The sequence below is a fragment of the Paenarthrobacter sp. NPDC090522 genome, from assembly GCF_044769225.1.
In the GTDB taxonomy this organism is placed as follows: domain Bacteria; phylum Actinomycetota; class Actinomycetes; order Actinomycetales; family Micrococcaceae; genus Arthrobacter.
On the sequence record NZ_JBIVXL010000005.1, the window covers coordinates 164,381 to 178,789 of the forward strand.

General features: G+C 62.4%; 14 protein-coding genes. 5 read left to right on the forward strand and 9 right to left on the reverse strand.

Translation table 11 applies throughout. The features are described from left to right. Window positions 1–25 precede the first annotated feature (25 nt). Window positions 26–832, reverse strand: coding sequence for a septum formation family protein (locus tag ACIQT2_RS08095; protein WP_402945302.1), 807 nt, complete (start codon window positions 830–832; stop codon window positions 26–28). A gap of 242 nt (window positions 833–1,074) precedes the next feature. Between ACIQT2_RS08095 and ACIQT2_RS08100 the strand changes: the two genes are divergently transcribed. The 3 genes from ACIQT2_RS08100 to ACIQT2_RS08110 all read left to right on the forward strand — a co-directional run bounded on the left by ACIQT2_RS08100 (window position 1,075) and on the right by ACIQT2_RS08110 (window position 3,134). Further along, a complete protein-coding gene (locus tag ACIQT2_RS08100) occupies window positions 1,075–1,299 on the forward strand; it encodes a DUF3073 domain-containing protein (protein WP_347108543.1) in 225 nt (74 codons plus the stop codon). A gap of 273 nt (window positions 1,300–1,572) precedes the next feature. Then, window positions 1,573–2,355: a VOC family protein gene (locus ACIQT2_RS08105; protein ID WP_402945304.1), complete on the forward strand. Its 783-nt coding sequence runs from the start codon at window positions 1,573–1,575 to the stop codon at window positions 2,353–2,355. Then, entirely contained in the window at window positions 2,352–3,134 is a 783-nt protein-coding gene (locus ACIQT2_RS08110) for a VOC family protein (protein WP_402945307.1), read from the forward strand. The genes ACIQT2_RS08105 and ACIQT2_RS08110 overlap by 4 nt, the downstream gene beginning before the upstream one ends. 130 nt (window positions 3,135–3,264) lie before the next feature. Here the strand turns inward: ACIQT2_RS08110 and purM are convergent, their stop codons facing one another. The 7 genes from purM to ACIQT2_RS08145 form a co-directional block, all read right to left on the reverse strand. Continuing rightward, window positions 3,265–4,413 carry a phosphoribosylformylglycinamidine cyclo-ligase gene (gene purM, locus ACIQT2_RS08115; protein WP_402945309.1) on the reverse strand — a complete coding sequence of 383 codons (1,149 nt, stop codon included), beginning with the start codon at window positions 4,411–4,413 and terminating at the stop codon, window positions 3,265–3,267. Further along, window positions 4,410–6,047, reverse strand: a complete 1,638-nt coding sequence (purF, locus tag ACIQT2_RS08120) for an amidophosphoribosyltransferase (RefSeq protein ID WP_402945312.1) — start codon at window positions 6,045–6,047, stop codon at window positions 4,410–4,412. Before purF ends, purM begins: the two co-directional genes overlap by 4 nt. Before the next feature lie 135 nt (window positions 6,048–6,182). Further along, window positions 6,183–6,533: a hypothetical protein gene (locus ACIQT2_RS08125; protein ID WP_402945315.1), complete on the reverse strand. Its 351-nt coding sequence runs from the start codon at window positions 6,531–6,533 to the stop codon at window positions 6,183–6,185. An 83-nt stretch (window positions 6,534–6,616) separates the two neighbouring features. Further along, window positions 6,617–6,958, reverse strand: a complete 342-nt coding sequence (gene uraH, locus ACIQT2_RS08130; protein WP_400336833.1) for a hydroxyisourate hydrolase — start codon at window positions 6,956–6,958, stop codon at window positions 6,617–6,619. Further along, entirely contained in the window at window positions 6,955–7,461 is a 507-nt protein-coding gene (uraD, locus tag ACIQT2_RS08135) for a 2-oxo-4-hydroxy-4-carboxy-5-ureidoimidazoline decarboxylase (RefSeq protein ID WP_402945317.1), read from the reverse strand. The genes uraH and uraD overlap by 4 nt, the downstream gene beginning before the upstream one ends. Before the next feature lie 155 nt (window positions 7,462–7,616). Further along, window positions 7,617–8,447 carry a phosphatase PAP2 family protein gene (locus ACIQT2_RS08140; RefSeq protein WP_402945320.1) on the reverse strand — a complete coding sequence of 277 codons (831 nt, stop codon included), beginning with the start codon at window positions 8,445–8,447 and terminating at the stop codon, window positions 7,617–7,619. A 913-nt stretch (window positions 8,448–9,360) separates the two neighbouring features. Beyond that, complete coding sequence (locus tag ACIQT2_RS08145; RefSeq protein ID WP_402945323.1) at window positions 9,361–9,822, reverse strand: hypothetical protein; 462 nt, start codon at window positions 9,820–9,822, stop codon at window positions 9,361–9,363. A 457-nt stretch (window positions 9,823–10,279) separates the two neighbouring features. On the opposite strand from ACIQT2_RS08145, the gene ACIQT2_RS08150 reads away from it, so the two are divergent. Both ACIQT2_RS08150 and ACIQT2_RS08155 read left to right on the forward strand, forming a co-directional pair. Beyond that, entirely contained in the window at window positions 10,280–11,383 is a 1,104-nt protein-coding gene (locus ACIQT2_RS08150) for a pyridoxal-phosphate-dependent aminotransferase family protein (RefSeq protein ID WP_402945325.1), read from the forward strand. 1,127 nt (window positions 11,384–12,510) lie between these two features. Next, window positions 12,511–13,344 (forward strand): hypothetical protein, encoded by an 834-nt coding sequence (locus ACIQT2_RS08155; protein ID WP_402945327.1) that lies wholly within the window; start codon window positions 12,511–12,513, stop codon window positions 13,342–13,344. A gap of 354 nt (window positions 13,345–13,698) precedes the next feature. Here the strand turns inward: ACIQT2_RS08155 and ACIQT2_RS08160 are convergent, their stop codons facing one another. After that, on the reverse strand, window positions 13,699–14,244 hold the full coding sequence (locus tag ACIQT2_RS08160; protein ID WP_402945329.1) for a hypothetical protein: 546 nt from the start codon (window positions 14,242–14,244) through the stop codon (window positions 13,699–13,701). Window positions 14,245–14,409: the final 165 nt, after the last annotated feature.

Sequence of the window (14,409 nt, forward strand, 5' to 3'; positions counted from 1 at the left end):
CCTGCTCCGGGAGTGGCGAGAATAGCTACTTCCGGAGCAGGTCTTCCTTGAGCGTGCTGCCCGTGTTCACCACAATGAAGCAGTCAACCCGGCGATCGCCACGGTCCCAGCTGCTCTGGCTCGGATAGACGTTCTGCTGGAGCAGATTGGTGTAGTTGTCCACGGCGTCGTTGAACTTGATGCTCTTGCATACCTCCCGGCCCTTGTCCCGGAGGGCGTTGGTGCCGGGGAAGGAATCGTCCTGGGCATAGGTATGGATGGCGCCCAGCTGGGCAGTGTGTTCGGTATCGCACGCAACGGCCTTGGCCTTGGTGGCATTGGGATCGAACTCCGCGAAGCAGTCGCCCACCTGGAAGTCCCTGGAGTCCGTATCCCGCGGGAGCGGGCCCAAGGTCGCCGTCGGGGTGGGCGACGGGGCCACGGCCTCAGGGCGGGTGCCCAGGAGGCTCAGGAGTACCCAGATCACAACACCGATAAGCACCAGGACGCCCAGGACGATCCCGCCAATGACCAACCTCTGGCGTTTGACCGCGTCAGGGTGCTCGGGCTCCTGCTGGTAGGCGGGGTCTGGTCCGGCGTACGCCTGCTGGGCAGGGCCGCTTGGCTGGTTCGGGTACACCGGCTGGCCGAAGGTCCCCTGCTGGGGAGGTGGGCCCTGTTGCGGGTTGCCGCCCGGCGGAGGAAAGGAGTGCGGCGGCGAGAGCGGCTGGGGCGGAACCGGTGGTTGGTTGGGCTGTTGGGGCTCTGGAGGCACATTCGAGGCGGGCGGGACCTGTTCTTCGCCTGGCTCGCGCGATGAACCGTCACGGGGTGGAGTATTGTCCTGACTCATTCCAGTGGTGTGCCTTCCTGCTCTGACGCCGCATTGAGGCAGACTCTACCCAATTTTCGGGTGCATGGGAGGTGCCCTGAGCTGCTTTCGGGTGTTGAATGGCCCGGCGCGGCCTCCAGGTGGCACGCAGGCACCCCGGAAACCATGTAATCTAGACATACGACAAATTGACCAAACATTCCGGGGCCTCACCGATAGCCAAGGTGACCACCTCCGGTCCAAGTACAAAAGGGGGTCACGCCATGGGGCGCGGCCGTCAAAAGGCAAAAGCTACCAAGCAGGCTCGGGACATCAAGTACTACTCCCCGAACACTGACTATTCGGCACTTGAGCGTGAGCTCACGGGCCCATCCAGTCGTGCAAAGAGCCACTTCCCCGAAGATCCCCCGGAGCCGGACTACTCGGCTTACGAGGACAAGTACGCGGAAGACGACGACGACGAGGTAGACACCCGCCGTCTCGGATAGCTGTCGCAACCAACAGGTGCCTTTGGGCACTGAGTTGCGTACCGCCGTCGTACATCAAGGTTTGTTCGTGCATCATCTGGTGCCGGAAATCTCTGAAGAGGGCCCGTAGGGCACGCCAGCCATTGGCGTACCCTGCGGGCCTTCCTCTTGCCTAAGATCCCAGCACCTTGCGGGCCCGCTTCCTGACCGGTGCGTTGTCCTTGTCAGACCCCGGTACTAAGTTGAGGGAGGACGACGGTTGCTGGGGGGCAAAGGGACGCTGAAAGGAAAGCCATGCCGGAGGTCGATCGGTACAAGCAGGGCACACCATGCTGGGTGGACCTGTCCTCCACGGACATTGAGGTTTCCAAGAGGTTCTACAGCGACCTCTTCGGCTGGGAATTGGATGCCATGGACGCGGGTCCAGGCATGACCTATTACATGGCCAGGCTAAAGGGGCGGTTCGTTGCAGGCATGATGCAGCAGATGCCTGACGCCCCTGAAGGAATGCCATCCTACTGGGCCAACTACCTTGCCGTGGACTCTGCGGATGATGCTGCGGAACGGGCCGTAGCCGCCGGGGGGACGCTCCTCTTCCCGCCGGACAGCGTTCCCAACGGAGGTGGCCAGATCTTCTTCGCTTCCGATCCGACCGGGGCGCAGATCGGCTTCTGGGAGGCGGGCAGCCACCCAGGATCGGGGCTCGTTAATGAGCCCGGAACCATGATCTGGAACGAACTCCAGACCAACGATGTCCCCAAGGCTTTGGCGTTTTACGAGGCCGTCACGGGCTGCACCAGCAAAACCAGGCCAGCCGGCGGCCGTGTGGACTACACGGACCTGGTAGTCGATGGCCGTGCCGTTGCCGGGGCGTTGAAGCTTCCGATCGAAGGTCTGTCGCCTTTCTGGATGACCTACTTCAGCGTGGTCGACGTTGACCAGACGGTGGGTTACGCCGTGGAATTGGGCGGCCACGTGATCGTTCCGGCCTTCGACGTTCCAGGCGTCGGGCGGATGGGCGTGCTGATGGACCCGGCCGGCGCCGCGTTCAGCATCATGACAGGCCTCTCAGCATGAGCGCCCGGAACCACTACTCAAGCGGGGAACCGTGCTGGGCTGACCTGCAAACCAGGGACGTCGCCGCGGCCAAGGAATTCTACGGCAAGGTGTTCGGCTGGACCTTCAAGGACCTGCCCACTCCCGATGGCCGCAGCTACTCGCAGGCGTTCCTCGACAATGACCTCGTGGCTGTGATCGCACCACAGAATCCCCTGCAGCAGGCCGCCGGAACCCATGGTCAGTGGAACATCTACCTCGCCGCAACAGATGCCGAGGAAGTCGCTGAGGACGCCACGCACGCGGGAGGGAATCTCGAGTTCGGTCCCGAGCAAGTGGCGGACACGGGAACGCTGGCCTTCGTCGCGCCGCCGGGCGGTGGAACCACAGGCATCTGGCAGGCGGGAACCCATACAGGAAGCCACCGCTTCAACGAGGCCGGCGCCTTGGCATGGGCCGAGTTGCTGACCCCCGGGCCGCAGGCTGCGGTGGCGTTCTTCCAACAACTTTTCGGGTACGAGGTCACCGAATATCCCCAGGACGACGGCGGCAGCTACTCGACGCTGATGGTCAACGGTGATGAGGTGGCCGGGATTGTCCCCGCTGAGGAGGGCGACGACGCCCGCTGGCAGGTGTACTTCGGCGTGGCAGACCTCCGGGCGGCGGCCGCAACCGCCGTGGCCGCGGGCGGCGAACTGTTGGTTGAACCGGAGGACCACCCCGAGGAAGGTTCACTGTCCACCATCAGGGACCCACAAGGCGGCGTGCTGAGCCTCATCCAGATCACCTCACCCAAGTAGGTCGCATTTGTGCGCGTTTTGAGCCCTCATAACGCGCACAGATGCGACCCAGTTGGGGACGCCCGGAGATGCAGAACGGCCCGACAGTTGGTTTCCAACTGCCGGGCCGTTCCTTCTTCGATCATTGCGCTTAGGCGTAGGCGTTCACCAAACGGACCGCGCCGCCGTCGACGCCCTTGGCACCCTGGACGTAGTCCGGGCCGGTCTTGTCGATCGAGTCCGAGTCGGCAGCAACCGTACCCATGACCCACGATGGCAAGCCACGCTCGTTGAGGCGCGCCACGGCTGCGTCTGCGGCCTCGGGGGAGACAATGGCAACCATGCCCACGCCGAGGTTCAGCGTGCGCTCCAGGTCGGCCAAGGGGACGTTGCCCAGCTCGGAGACCAGCTTGAAGATCGCGGGGAGTTCCCAGGTAGCGCGGTCAACGGTGGCTACAAGGCCCTGCGGGAGGACGCGTGCCAGGTTGGCGGCGAGGCCACCACCGGTGACGTGGCTGAAACCGTGGACAGCCGCTCCGGCGGAAACCGGGAAGGTCCGGGCCAGGTCCAGGCAGTCGGCTGCGTAGACGCGGGTTGGCTCCAGGAGTTCTTCGCCCAGCGTGCGGCCAAGCTCGGAGACCTGGCGGTCCAGTGCCCAGCCGGCGTGGTTGATGACGCGGCGGACCAGGGAGTACCCGTTGGAGTGCAGGCCGGAGGAGGCCATGCCGATCACTACGTCGCCGGCGCGGACGCGGTCCGGGCCCAGGAGGGCGTCGGCTTCCACCACACCCGTTGCGGCACCTGCGACGTCGTACTCGTGCTCGCCCAGGAGGCCCGGGTGCTCAGCGGTTTCGCCACCCACCAGGGCGGTACCTGCCACGGAGCAAGCGGAAGCGATGCCACGGACGATGTCCGCGATGCGCTCCGGGACAACCTTGCCGCAGGCGATGTAGTCGGTCATGTAGAGCGGCTCGGCGCCAACAACCACAATGTCGTCCACAACCATGCCCACCAGGTCGAAACCGATGGTGTCGTGGATGTCCATGGCCTGGGCGATGGCTACCTTGGTGCCTACACCGTCGGTGGACGTGGCAAGCAGCGGCTTCTTGTAGGTCAGCAGCTTGGAGACGTCGTACAGGCCTGCGAAACCGCCGACGCCGCCAATCACCGAGGCGTTGTGGGTCGCCTTCACGGCGCCCTTCATGAGTTCGACGGCGCGGTCGCCTGCTTCAACGTCGACACCCGCCGAAGCGTAGGTGATGCCGGCGTTGTTCTCGGCGGCTGGGGTTGCGGAGGTCATACAGACTCTTTCTTGTCGGCGTCGGTCAAACGATCAGCGTCGGTCAGGAGGTTCTCGAATTCGGCGTCAGGTCCCGGATCGCAGCCGGTAGCGCCGGGCTTGTCCGCCGGATCCTCGGAATCGGAGGCAGCGGCGTCGTTGAGCGCTTCAGCGGAGGGCAGGCCACCCAGGTCCGTGCGTTCCAGCAGGTTCTTGCCCAGCTTGTCCGCGTGCGGCAGTTCGATGGGGTACTTGCCCGTGAAGCAGGCCGTGCACAGGCGTTCGCGCGGCTGCTGGGTTGCCCCGATCATGCCGTCTTCGGAGATATAAGCCAGCGAGTCGGCACCGATGGCCTGGGAGATTTCCTCGATGGTGGCTCCGTTGGCGATGAGCTCGGCACGCGAGGCGAAGTCGATGCCGTAGAAGCAGGGCCACTGGACGGGCGGCGAGGAGATCTTGACGTGGACTTCCTTGGCGCCGGCTTCGCGGAGCATCCGGACAATGGCTCGCTGGGTGTTGCCGCGGACGATCGAGTCGTCCACCACCACAATGCGCTTGCCGCGGATCACGGATTCCAAGGCGTTGAGCTTGAGGCGGATACCAAGCTGGCGAAGGGTCTGCGAAGGCTGGATGAAGGTACGGCCAACGTAGGCGTTCTTCACGAAGCCGTGCGCGAACGGGATTCCGGACTGTTCGGCGTACCCAACGGCTGCCGGGGTACCGGATTCCGGCACAGGAATGACCAGGTCTGCCTCGTGCGTGTTTTCTCGGGCCAACTGGCGGCCCATCTCAACGCGGGACTCGTACACGGAGCGGCCTGCGATGGCAGCGTCCGGGCGGGCCAGGTAGACGTACTCGAAGACGCAGCCAGCCGGGGTGGCATCGGCGAAGCGCTGGGAGCGGACGCCCTCTTCGTCGATGGCAATGAATTCGCCAGGCTCGATCTCGCGGATGAAGCTGGCGCCAACGGTGGCCAAGCCGGCCTGCTCGGAGGCGACTACCCAGCCACGGTCAAGGCGGCCCAGGCAGAGTGGGCGGATGCCGTACGTGTCGCGGGCTGCGTAGAGGGTTCCTTCATCCATGAAGACGAAGCAGAAGCCACCCTTGATCTTGGGCAGCAACTCCAGCGCGGTCTGCTCCAGGGTCTTGCCTTCTTCGCCCTCAAGGAGCGCGGTCACCAGCGCAGTGTCCGAGGTGTTGCCCTGCTTCATTTCGCCGGTGAGCTGGCCGTTGTTGCGCTGCAGGATCATCTCGCGCAGCTCAGCGGTGTTGGTCAGGTTGCCGTTGTGGGCCAAGGCCACGGTGCCTGTTGCGGTGGCGCCCAGGGTGGGCTGCGCGTTGGCCCAGTGGCTTGCACCGGTGGTGGAGTACCGGCAGTGGCCAACGGCCAGGTGTCCGGTGAGGGTATTCAGGGTGGTCTCATCAAAGACCTGGGAAACGAGGCCCATGTCCTTGTAGACGTTGATGCGCTTGCCGTCACTGGTAGCGATACCAGCCGACTCTTGTCCGCGGTGCTGCAGCGCATACAGCCCGTAATAGGTGAGTTTTGCTACTTCTTCACCGGGAGCCCAAACCCCGAAGACGCCACAAGCGTCCTGGGGGCCTTTTTCGCCGGGGAGAAGATCATGTGAAAGTTTTCCGTCGCCACGTGCCACTGGTCGATTGTCTCATGTTGTGACCGTGGTAAGTTCCCGCTCCGGTTTTGTGACCCCTGTATCAAGCGCGACACGCGCAAAATGCGGCGCGTCTCACAGTGGCACCCCACCGAAACGCGAGAAAAGGGCCGAAAGTCAGCGTCCGCCGTCGTGCTCTGGACCCTCGTCCGGAACCGAATCCGGCACCGCTTCCACCACCGCGCGCCGGGTGCGCCTGACGCTGATGCGGTCCAGGACCAGGGCGAGGATGGAGAAGAGGATGACGCCACCGGCGGCGCAGGCCACGAGGAAGAAGCCAAAGACGGTGCTGGCGTCGAATTCAGGATCGGCGGGGCGGCCGTAGGCAATGATGGCGGCGACGATTGCGCCGACGATGGCTCCGAGGATCATGAACGGCACGAACTTGGGCGCGCGGCGCACGGTGATGTCGCGGCGTGCGGGCGGTTCGTTGTTCGGTGCGGGGGTGGGGTTGTCCTCGGAAGCCATGCCTTCCAGCCTACCTTTCCGGGTTTGGGTACAAGTAACGCCCTCCGGCTCGGGCCGAAGGGCGTTACGGGCGGCAGGCTTGGTCAGCTGCCGCGGTAGGTGGAGAACGCGAACGGGCTCAGGAGGAGCGGCACGTGGTAGTGCTCGCCGGCGTCCGAAACCGTGAAGTTCAGGTCCACTTCGGGGAAGAATGTCTCGGTGCCGAGGCCCTCGTAGTAGGCACCGGTGGCGAAGTTGAGGCGGTAGGCGCCGCCGGGAATCCGCTCGGGGCCGAGGTTCTTGATGCGGCCGTCGGCGTCGGTTTCGCCCTTGCCCACCAGCGTCCAGTTGTCGCCTTCGCGCACGTAAAGCACGACGGCGACACCCGTCGCCGGGCGGCCGGAACCGGTGTCGAGGATATGGGTAGTGACTTGTGAAACGCTCATGCGTTGGCTCCTTCGCTGACCAGGCCGGAGAGACGCAGCAGTGCGATTTCCCGGAGCTGTTCGGCCACGATCATGTCTTCTTGTTCGGGGGTGTGGGTGAGGCGTTCCTGGAGTGTGGCCAGGATTTCCTGCGCGCTGCGACCGGCGGCGCGGATCAGGAAGACCCTGCCGAACTTTTCTTCGTAGTCGCGGTTACCGTCGGCCAGGGCCGCCGCGGTTGCGTCGCTGACATCCACGCCGGCCTGCTCCGAGCGGGACATTGCGGCTTCGGTGGTCTGGGCCTTGGGGCGTTCGCCGATCCGGGGGTGGTGGGCCATTGCGGACTCCACCTCTTCCGGGGTGAACGGTTCGGCGGCGTTGTTGGCCTGGCCCAGCAACTCGTCCACGCTGGCGAAGGGGCGGGCATCGACGATGGTTTCCACCCAGCGGGTGATGTCCAGGCAAGGGGTCAGGACCTTGATGGCTTCGTCACGGTCAACACTGTTGAATACTGCAAGCTCCATGCTTGTTTCATCCTCGTGCAAATGCTGGCATCCATGGTGTGGGCTATGCGGAACCCTGGTTGTCTGGCCGGGGGAAGCTTGCGCTTCTAGCTTCCGCATCATGGAACTGTTATTTCAGCATACGTAATAAGTGAAGCTGAGGTGCTGGGGGCGTGTCAAGAGGCTACCTCCTTGTGGTGGCTTGTGCGCACCGTCAGATAAAGACGGTGGGCGGTGATAACCAAGGCCAGCCACGCGACGCCCAGGGCCCATGCCGCCAGCACATCAGTCAGCCAGTGGTGGCCCAGGTAGACCCGGCTCAAGCCCATGGTCAACGAGAAGACCGTGGCTATGGCAATGGTTGTGACCCGGCCCCTGAGGGTCTTGACGCGGAGGATGACCAGGTAGGCCACGATGCCGGCTATGACAATTGCGTTCAACGAATGCCCGCTGGGGAACGATGGGGAGTGCTCGTAAGGAGGAATGGCATCGCTGAGGTCCGGCCGGGTGCGTCCGAAAAGCGGCTTCCCAAGCACCGTCATGAGCAACGAGCCCAGTCCTGCGGCCAACATCAGGATCACCGGGGTCCACGACTTCCGCCTCAACGCCAGGAGAAGCATGATTCCCACGGCGAGGATTGGCATGCCGACCGTTCCGCCGACATTCGTGTAGGCCGTGGTGATCGTGTCCAGGGCGGGGGAGCGGATGGATTTGGCTGCGTTTAGGGCGGGATGATCCAGCCCGGCCACACCATCGGCCTCAACTACCGATTCGTAGACCTCGCCGAAGGCAGCAGCCAAGGCGATCGCAACAACCAGGCCAATTCCGAGCGTGATGACCAGCGCGGCGTACGGGCCCAGGAGATTGGTAATCCATTGCACGCCCGTCGCCAGGGCACGGCCCACCGGGGATTTCCAGCGGGTGAGGTCTTGGCCCGCGACGAATCGATCCTGTTGCATTTCCCCGCGGACGCCTTGTCCGGGCTGCCCGTTTCCTTCAGTCGTCACTCTCGTCCCCTATCGTGGCGGCCTCAATAATGGTGAGTAACCTTAGCAGTTGCCGCTTGGAACTACCGGTGCGGGGCCTGTGTTTGGGTTTTGGCGCGCAGAGCGGGCCCCGCAGCGCTGCTTCAGTTGCGTGGCGAAGTGGGAAGTGCCTTGGTAGCAAGGTTCTTGATGGATCCGTCTAGATTGTTGTTTCCTTTGACCTGAACCAGACAGCTGACACCTGCTGAAGAATCCTCACGGAGAACTTCAAGTTTGGCCTCATACCGGCTAAAGGCGGCCCCAGTGTACGTTTCGGCTCGCTGTCTGCAGTCTGTATCTGCCGTGCCTGAAGCGCTGGTTGAGTAAACGACCTCAGCGGAATGCGGCTGATCACAGCTTTTGTCCCGCTGTGAGAATTGGTCCCAGCACAGCCTGAGGGAAGCGTTGTCCGCGCTCAAAAGGCCATCTTTGACCTTGAATGCCAGTGGCGTGGGCGTCGTGACGACGCAGCCAACCGAGTCTATAGCCCGCAAGGCAATGTCTCGGCGCAGTGTGTCCACGTAAGGAATGCCTCCAGCATATTTGACCAGCGCGGAAGAATCGCAAGGGCCGTCGGTCGAAACCAGTTCAGCCGAATGAGCGCGGTCGCAGGCAGTCACAGCCCAGAACTCGTCCAAGCACTGCCCGACTGCGCGCTGAGATGCTTCCTCGGACCGGCTGCTACCCTGCATTGAGTGGTGGCCTGGTGAGGCAGAGGATGCCGAAGTACTGGGCGAGCCACTTGGCTTGGGGATCAAGTGATCCATGTAAAAGGTTGCCCCGGTCACGAGAGTACCCAAGACAGTTGCAATTCCTGCAAGCACGGACAGACTGACTCGGCGGTGTTTCGTGGGTTCCTCGGGCGCATTTTCGATTTCTGGACTGGACATGCGAACTAGCGGACGGTCACATCAGAGATAACCGCCGTCAGCGACTTCCAGTCGCTGCCTTGAGGGGCTTCCGCGCTTACTTCGATTTTGAGGGCGTTCACCATCTTGGTTTGGACCGATATGGGCTGGATCGTGTTAAACGGAACCTTTTGAACGTCAAGTTGTTTGCCGTTTCCCACAACCCTGACAACCAGCATTTTGTCCGAAGGCTTCGAATCGTTGGACTGTCCTACGTTGAATGCCACGGTATTGAAGTTGTTTTGCAGCCGAAGCTCCAGGGTCTGCGACTGGCCGTAACCACTAACCTGAGCAGCGATACCGGAGACTCCCGATCTGTCTGCAACGTCAAAGCGGTTCTCGCTCCAACTGCCGTCCGGGTCAAAGAAGTCTGCTAGTGACAATTTGGACCCGGCCTTCTGCGTCGAGAGAGTGGAAGACTCAGGGGTGCTTGAGGCTTCTTCACGCAAGGCGGTGTCGGTTGGTGAGGGGGATTGGGGCCGAGATGTGCTGGGGCTTGGTGGTGCACTGGCCGTTGTTGAAGCAGAAGGTGGAGTTGTAGACGTTGAACCGGACTCGTCTTCGCCGGGCTTTCTGGAGTCGGCTGCCGAGCATGATGACATTGCAAGGGTGAAGACCAACAAGGCTGTTGTGAAGCCCAAAGCACGAAATCTCAACTTTCCACCTAATCCTCGCGGGCCGTCGATCAAGACAAGCCTCCGCCCTTATGTGTGTAGCCAGAGCTAAGTTAGTGATGCCATTCGCGGCGAATCCAACCAGCTAAATGTGGACACGCGGAGTCGCAGGAGAATTTTCGATGACGAACCGCCTATTTCGGACGGCGCGTAGCCCCTCCCAGTGGACCCTGCTCGCTCCACTGGCCGGGCTGCGGCAGAATGACCCCAACCCGTTGAAGGAGTTCGCCCCATGCCAGACATCCTGACCTCCAGATTCCTGTTTGGTCCCGGACCGAGCAATTGCTACCCCGAAGCCGTGGCCGCCCTGTCCTGGCCCGTTCTGGGACACCTTGACCCGGTGTTCATTGAGCGGCTGGACCGGGTTTGTGACGGCCTCCGTTCGGTGTGGGGAACCACCAATGCCCGGACCCTTCCCTTGAGTGCCACAGGCTCGGGAGGCATGGAAGCTGCCTTCATCAACACCGTTTCCGACGGCGATGTAGCCGTGATCGCAGTCAACGGCCTGTTCGGCGCCCGCATGTGCGAAGTTGCCCGACGCTGCGGTGCCACCGTGATCCGCGTGGACCACGAGTGGGGTCAACCCGTTGATGCGGACCGCGTCCTGTCCGCCCATCCGAACCCGAAGGTCATTGCTGCGGTCCACGCCGAGACGTCCGTAGGCGTTCTGTCCGATATCGCCGCTCTCGGCGCCGGCAAAGGCGATGCGCTCCTGATCACCGACGCGGTGACGTCCATCGGCGGACTGGAACTTTTGGCAGACGGTTGGGGGATCGACGTCGGATATGCCGGAACCCAAAAGTGCCTCGGCGTGCCGCCAGGGCTCGCACCGTTCACGGTCTCTGACAGGGCCTTCGAACGACGTATCAAAGACCCGCGCTCGTGGTACCTGGATATTGGGTTGCTTGGCGGCTACGTCGGCGCCGCGTCCGGCGCCCGGACGTATCATCACACCGCGCCGGTCACCATGATCGCCGGTCTTGATGCCGCGTTGGGACGCATCCTCGCCGAAGGTCTCGACGTCGTCCAAGCCCGCCACCGGGCAGCGGGCACCGCACTGCAGGACGGCTTGCAGGAGATGGGCCTCGAACTGTTCGCCGCCGAAGGCTCCCGGTTGCCGAGCCTCACCACCGTCAAAGTGCCCGACGGCGTCAACTCGGCCGCCGTTCGCGCTTACCTTTTGGAGCACTTCAGCATGGAGATCGGTGCCGGAGTGGGTGAGTATACGGACACTGTCTGGCGGATCGGCATGATGGGCCCGAACGCGAACAGTGCGTCAGTGACCCTGGTGTTGGGCGCGCTGAAAGAGGCGATCGCAAACTTCTGGGCTAGATAGGCTCATGGGATGTTCAGGAATATAGACTCTTCCGCCGCCAGCGGAAAAGGCATATTATCTGAACATGCATGCAGTGAAGGCGTTGGACGCACCTCCCACCGAGGCTGAACTGCCCACGATAGCGGAGGCTCTTCTTCGTGAGCGTATCCCGCGAAGCTGGTCATTGGAACTGCAAGTCCTGTCCGACGGCCGGCGTCCGGACTCCTATTTTCTTCTTCGTGCCCCAGACGGTACGCAGACAAAGATTCTTGTTCACGCTAAGCGCTTGGTGGACGTCCGGGATATATCGCCGTTTGAGGAACATCTCGAACGGTACCTGAAACTTGGTGAGTCAATTGGAATGGTAGTTGCGCGATACTTGCCGCCATCGGTTCGCGACCGACTGGCTCAGTCTGACCTCTCCTATGCTGACGCAACAGGCAACATTCTGTTGCGCACGGAGTCACCTGCTCTGTTCGTGTCGGATAAAGGCGATAATGCGGATCCGTGGAGGGGAAGGGGCCGACCACGAGGAACTTTGAAGGGGGAGCCTGCAGCAAAAGTAGTCCGCGCGATGCTGGACAGAAGTGGGCCCTGGAAGATTCGTGAACTTGTCTCTGAATCCGGAGCATCAACTGGTTCCGTATATCGGGTGATCGAGTTTCTTGAGGCCGAAGAACTCGTCCAGAGAACCCCGAATGGGTTCTTGAGTTGCCCGGACTGGCCTGCCCTGCTTCGGAGGTGGAGCCTCGATTATCAATTTCAGAAATCCAACATGATAACGCGCTGGATAGCACCACGCGGGCTGGAAGACCTGCTAAACCGAGCGCGTACAAGCACCGTACAGGATTACGCTGTGACAGGCTCCATAGCTGCTGCGCATTGGGCGGCTAACGCGCCAGCCCGATCGGCCATGTTTTACACAGTTGATCCCCAGAGAGCAGCGGAGGAGTGGGGGCTCCGCCCAACAGAATCGGGTGTGAACGTCCTACTGGCTAAACCAGCATACGCCGTTGCACTGAAGGGGGCCAGAATCCGACAAGATGGGCTCAGGCTGGCGGCACCTGCACAGGTCGCTGTTGACCTCATTACAGGGCCAGGGCGGGCTCCCTCAGAGGCGGAAGAGCTCATTGATTGGATGGTGCGCAATGAACAGTTCTGGAGGTAGCGGCGAAGATTTGCTGATCCGCGCTCGTTCGGTGCTTTTGGATGCGCTCGAGGCGCTGCATGAGCACAGTGATGCGGTCATCGTTATCGGTGCCCAGGCCGTTTATCTGAGGACTGGAGGCATTGATGTAGCTTTGGCGGAAGCTACGAAGGACAGCGACGTTGCAGTTGACCCCCGGCTGCTCGGGGACGATCCACTTCTCGAAAATGCCATGAGGCTCGCAGGTTTTGTACCGTCGGCGACTGGTCAACCGGGTGCCTGGATAAGCCTGGACGGCATTCCCGTTGACCTTATGGTTCCGGAAAGTTTTGCAGGAGCAGGCACACGCGGTGCCAGGATACCTCCACATGACAGGCGCGCGACTCGTCGAGCCCGTGGACTCGAGGCGGCGCTTGTGGACCATGGTTTTCTCGATGTCCCAGCGCTTGCTGCCGAAGATAGTCGTGTCGCAAAAGTAAAGGTGGCAAGTGCGGCCGCTCTCCTTGTAGCGAAGCTGCACAAGATTGCTGAGCGGATCGACACCCCGCACCGCCTGCTGGACAAGGACGCCCACGACGCATACCGCATCCTTCGTGCCATTGACACTGGCGACCTGGCCGACGGTTTTAATCGGCTCCTGGCAGACTCCGTCAGCGTGGAGGCTACCAGGGAGGCCATCGAGTACCTTCAGATGGTTTTTGCTCCGGGTCCGGAGGCCATTGGGTCCCTGATGGCGGGCCGTGCTGAAGAAGGATTTGGGGATCCAGAACTCGTGTCCATGTCAGTGTCGATTCTGGCCGCCGACTTGCTCAAAGCAATACGTGCACAATCGTAGTTCTGTCTTACGGAAAGACCCTGAAGGTGCCGACCGTCAATGGCTGCGCTGACCGCCGTCGTACGCTAAAACCGCGACCGCAGGCGTGTTCAGGGCGGTGGGGTTGATGATTTAATCCGCAGGATTCCCGCACCCGGTAGGGGTAGGACCACCCACTGGCCTTCGCGGAAAGCCTGTTTCCGGGCGTGACCGGTCGTGCGGATCCACACCTGGATGGCGGGTGCGCCCTCCGATAGGCCGATCTTGACCACGCCTACTTTGACGCCATCGAACCACGGCTGCATGCCCTGCTTAGCTGTCGCCAGGGTCACCCTATCCCCCCTCAGTGCCGAGGCGATGCTTAGACGTTCCCTGTCAGCCTGCGGGAATCTCCGCGGAATCGCAGTTCGGCGAGTCCACCGGCGCAGTGACCGAGAGGTAGGCTGGGCTCTTCGACTCGATGGTCACAGTGGACCCGGATCCGTTTGTACTACGGGCGACTACCCAGCCACCCGGTACATCGTCCGTTCCGCCGAAAGCCGGGAAGCCGTGCTGGGCCAGGACGGGGTCGCCTGCGGCGAAAACATCCTCGAAGTTGTTGGACGCTTCGACGATGTCCGCGCTGCTCTTCATGCTGGCAGTTTGGAGGATGCAGCGACCATCCGTGGACTTCGCCAAACTGGCTCCTTTGTCCACGCTCCAAGTGATGCCGGGCAGTTTCTCCTCAAATGCCGCAATCAGGTCAGCTCGCAGGGAATCATACTTTGCCAGGCTCTGGTCAACCGGCTCGGGGCCCGCCGTGATGGGCGGGGCGCTGCTCGGTGTGCGGGTGGGTCCGTCCGTGGCCGCCGTGCACCCGGCCAACGTGACGCTAGTCAGGACGACGGTCAGGAACAACGCTCCCGGTGAAGTGCGGCGCATGGTTTCCCCAGTTCGGATTAAGGCACGACGGCGGCCATCACCGCATGCTTTCATACCCGCCGTACGCGTCGCCATGGGGAGAAAGGCCCACGCACCCGGGTGAGAGAGGGTTGGCGGGAAGGGGCGATTCGGTGAGAGAGGGTTGGTGGGAAGGGGGCGATTCGG

Bases quoted from the DNA above. Each gene is read 5' to 3' on its own strand.
- uraH (WP_400336833.1), bottom strand. From the start codon at position 6,958: ATGAGCGTTTCACAAGTCACTACCCATATCCTCGACACCGGTTCCGGC.
- ACIQT2_RS08150 (WP_402945325.1), top strand. From the start codon at position 10,280: ATGCCAGACATCCTGACCTCCAGATTCCTGTTTGGTCCCGGACCGAGC.
- ACIQT2_RS08110 (WP_402945307.1), top strand. From the start codon at position 2,352: ATGAGCGCCCGGAACCACTACTCAAGCGGGGAACCGTGCTGGGCTGAC.
- ACIQT2_RS08155 (WP_402945327.1), top strand. From the start codon at position 12,511: ATGAACAGTTCTGGAGGTAGCGGCGAAGATTTGCTGATCCGCGCTCGT.
- purM (WP_402945309.1), bottom strand. From the start codon at position 4,413: ATGACCTCCGCAACCCCAGCCGCCGAGAACAACGCCGGCATCACCTAC.
- ACIQT2_RS08095 (WP_402945302.1), bottom strand. From the start codon at position 832: ATGAGTCAGGACAATACTCCACCCCGTGACGGTTCATCGCGCGAGCCA.
- ACIQT2_RS08125 (WP_402945315.1), bottom strand. From the start codon at position 6,533: ATGGCTTCCGAGGACAACCCCACCCCCGCACCGAACAACGAACCGCCC.
- ACIQT2_RS08105 (WP_402945304.1), top strand. From the start codon at position 1,573: ATGCCGGAGGTCGATCGGTACAAGCAGGGCACACCATGCTGGGTGGAC.
- ACIQT2_RS08100 (WP_347108543.1), top strand. From the start codon at position 1,075: ATGGGGCGCGGCCGTCAAAAGGCAAAAGCTACCAAGCAGGCTCGGGAC.
- ACIQT2_RS08160 (WP_402945329.1), bottom strand. From the start codon at position 14,244: ATGCGCCGCACTTCACCGGGAGCGTTGTTCCTGACCGTCGTCCTGACT.
- uraD (WP_402945317.1), bottom strand. From the start codon at position 7,461: ATGGAGCTTGCAGTATTCAACAGTGTTGACCGTGACGAAGCCATCAAG.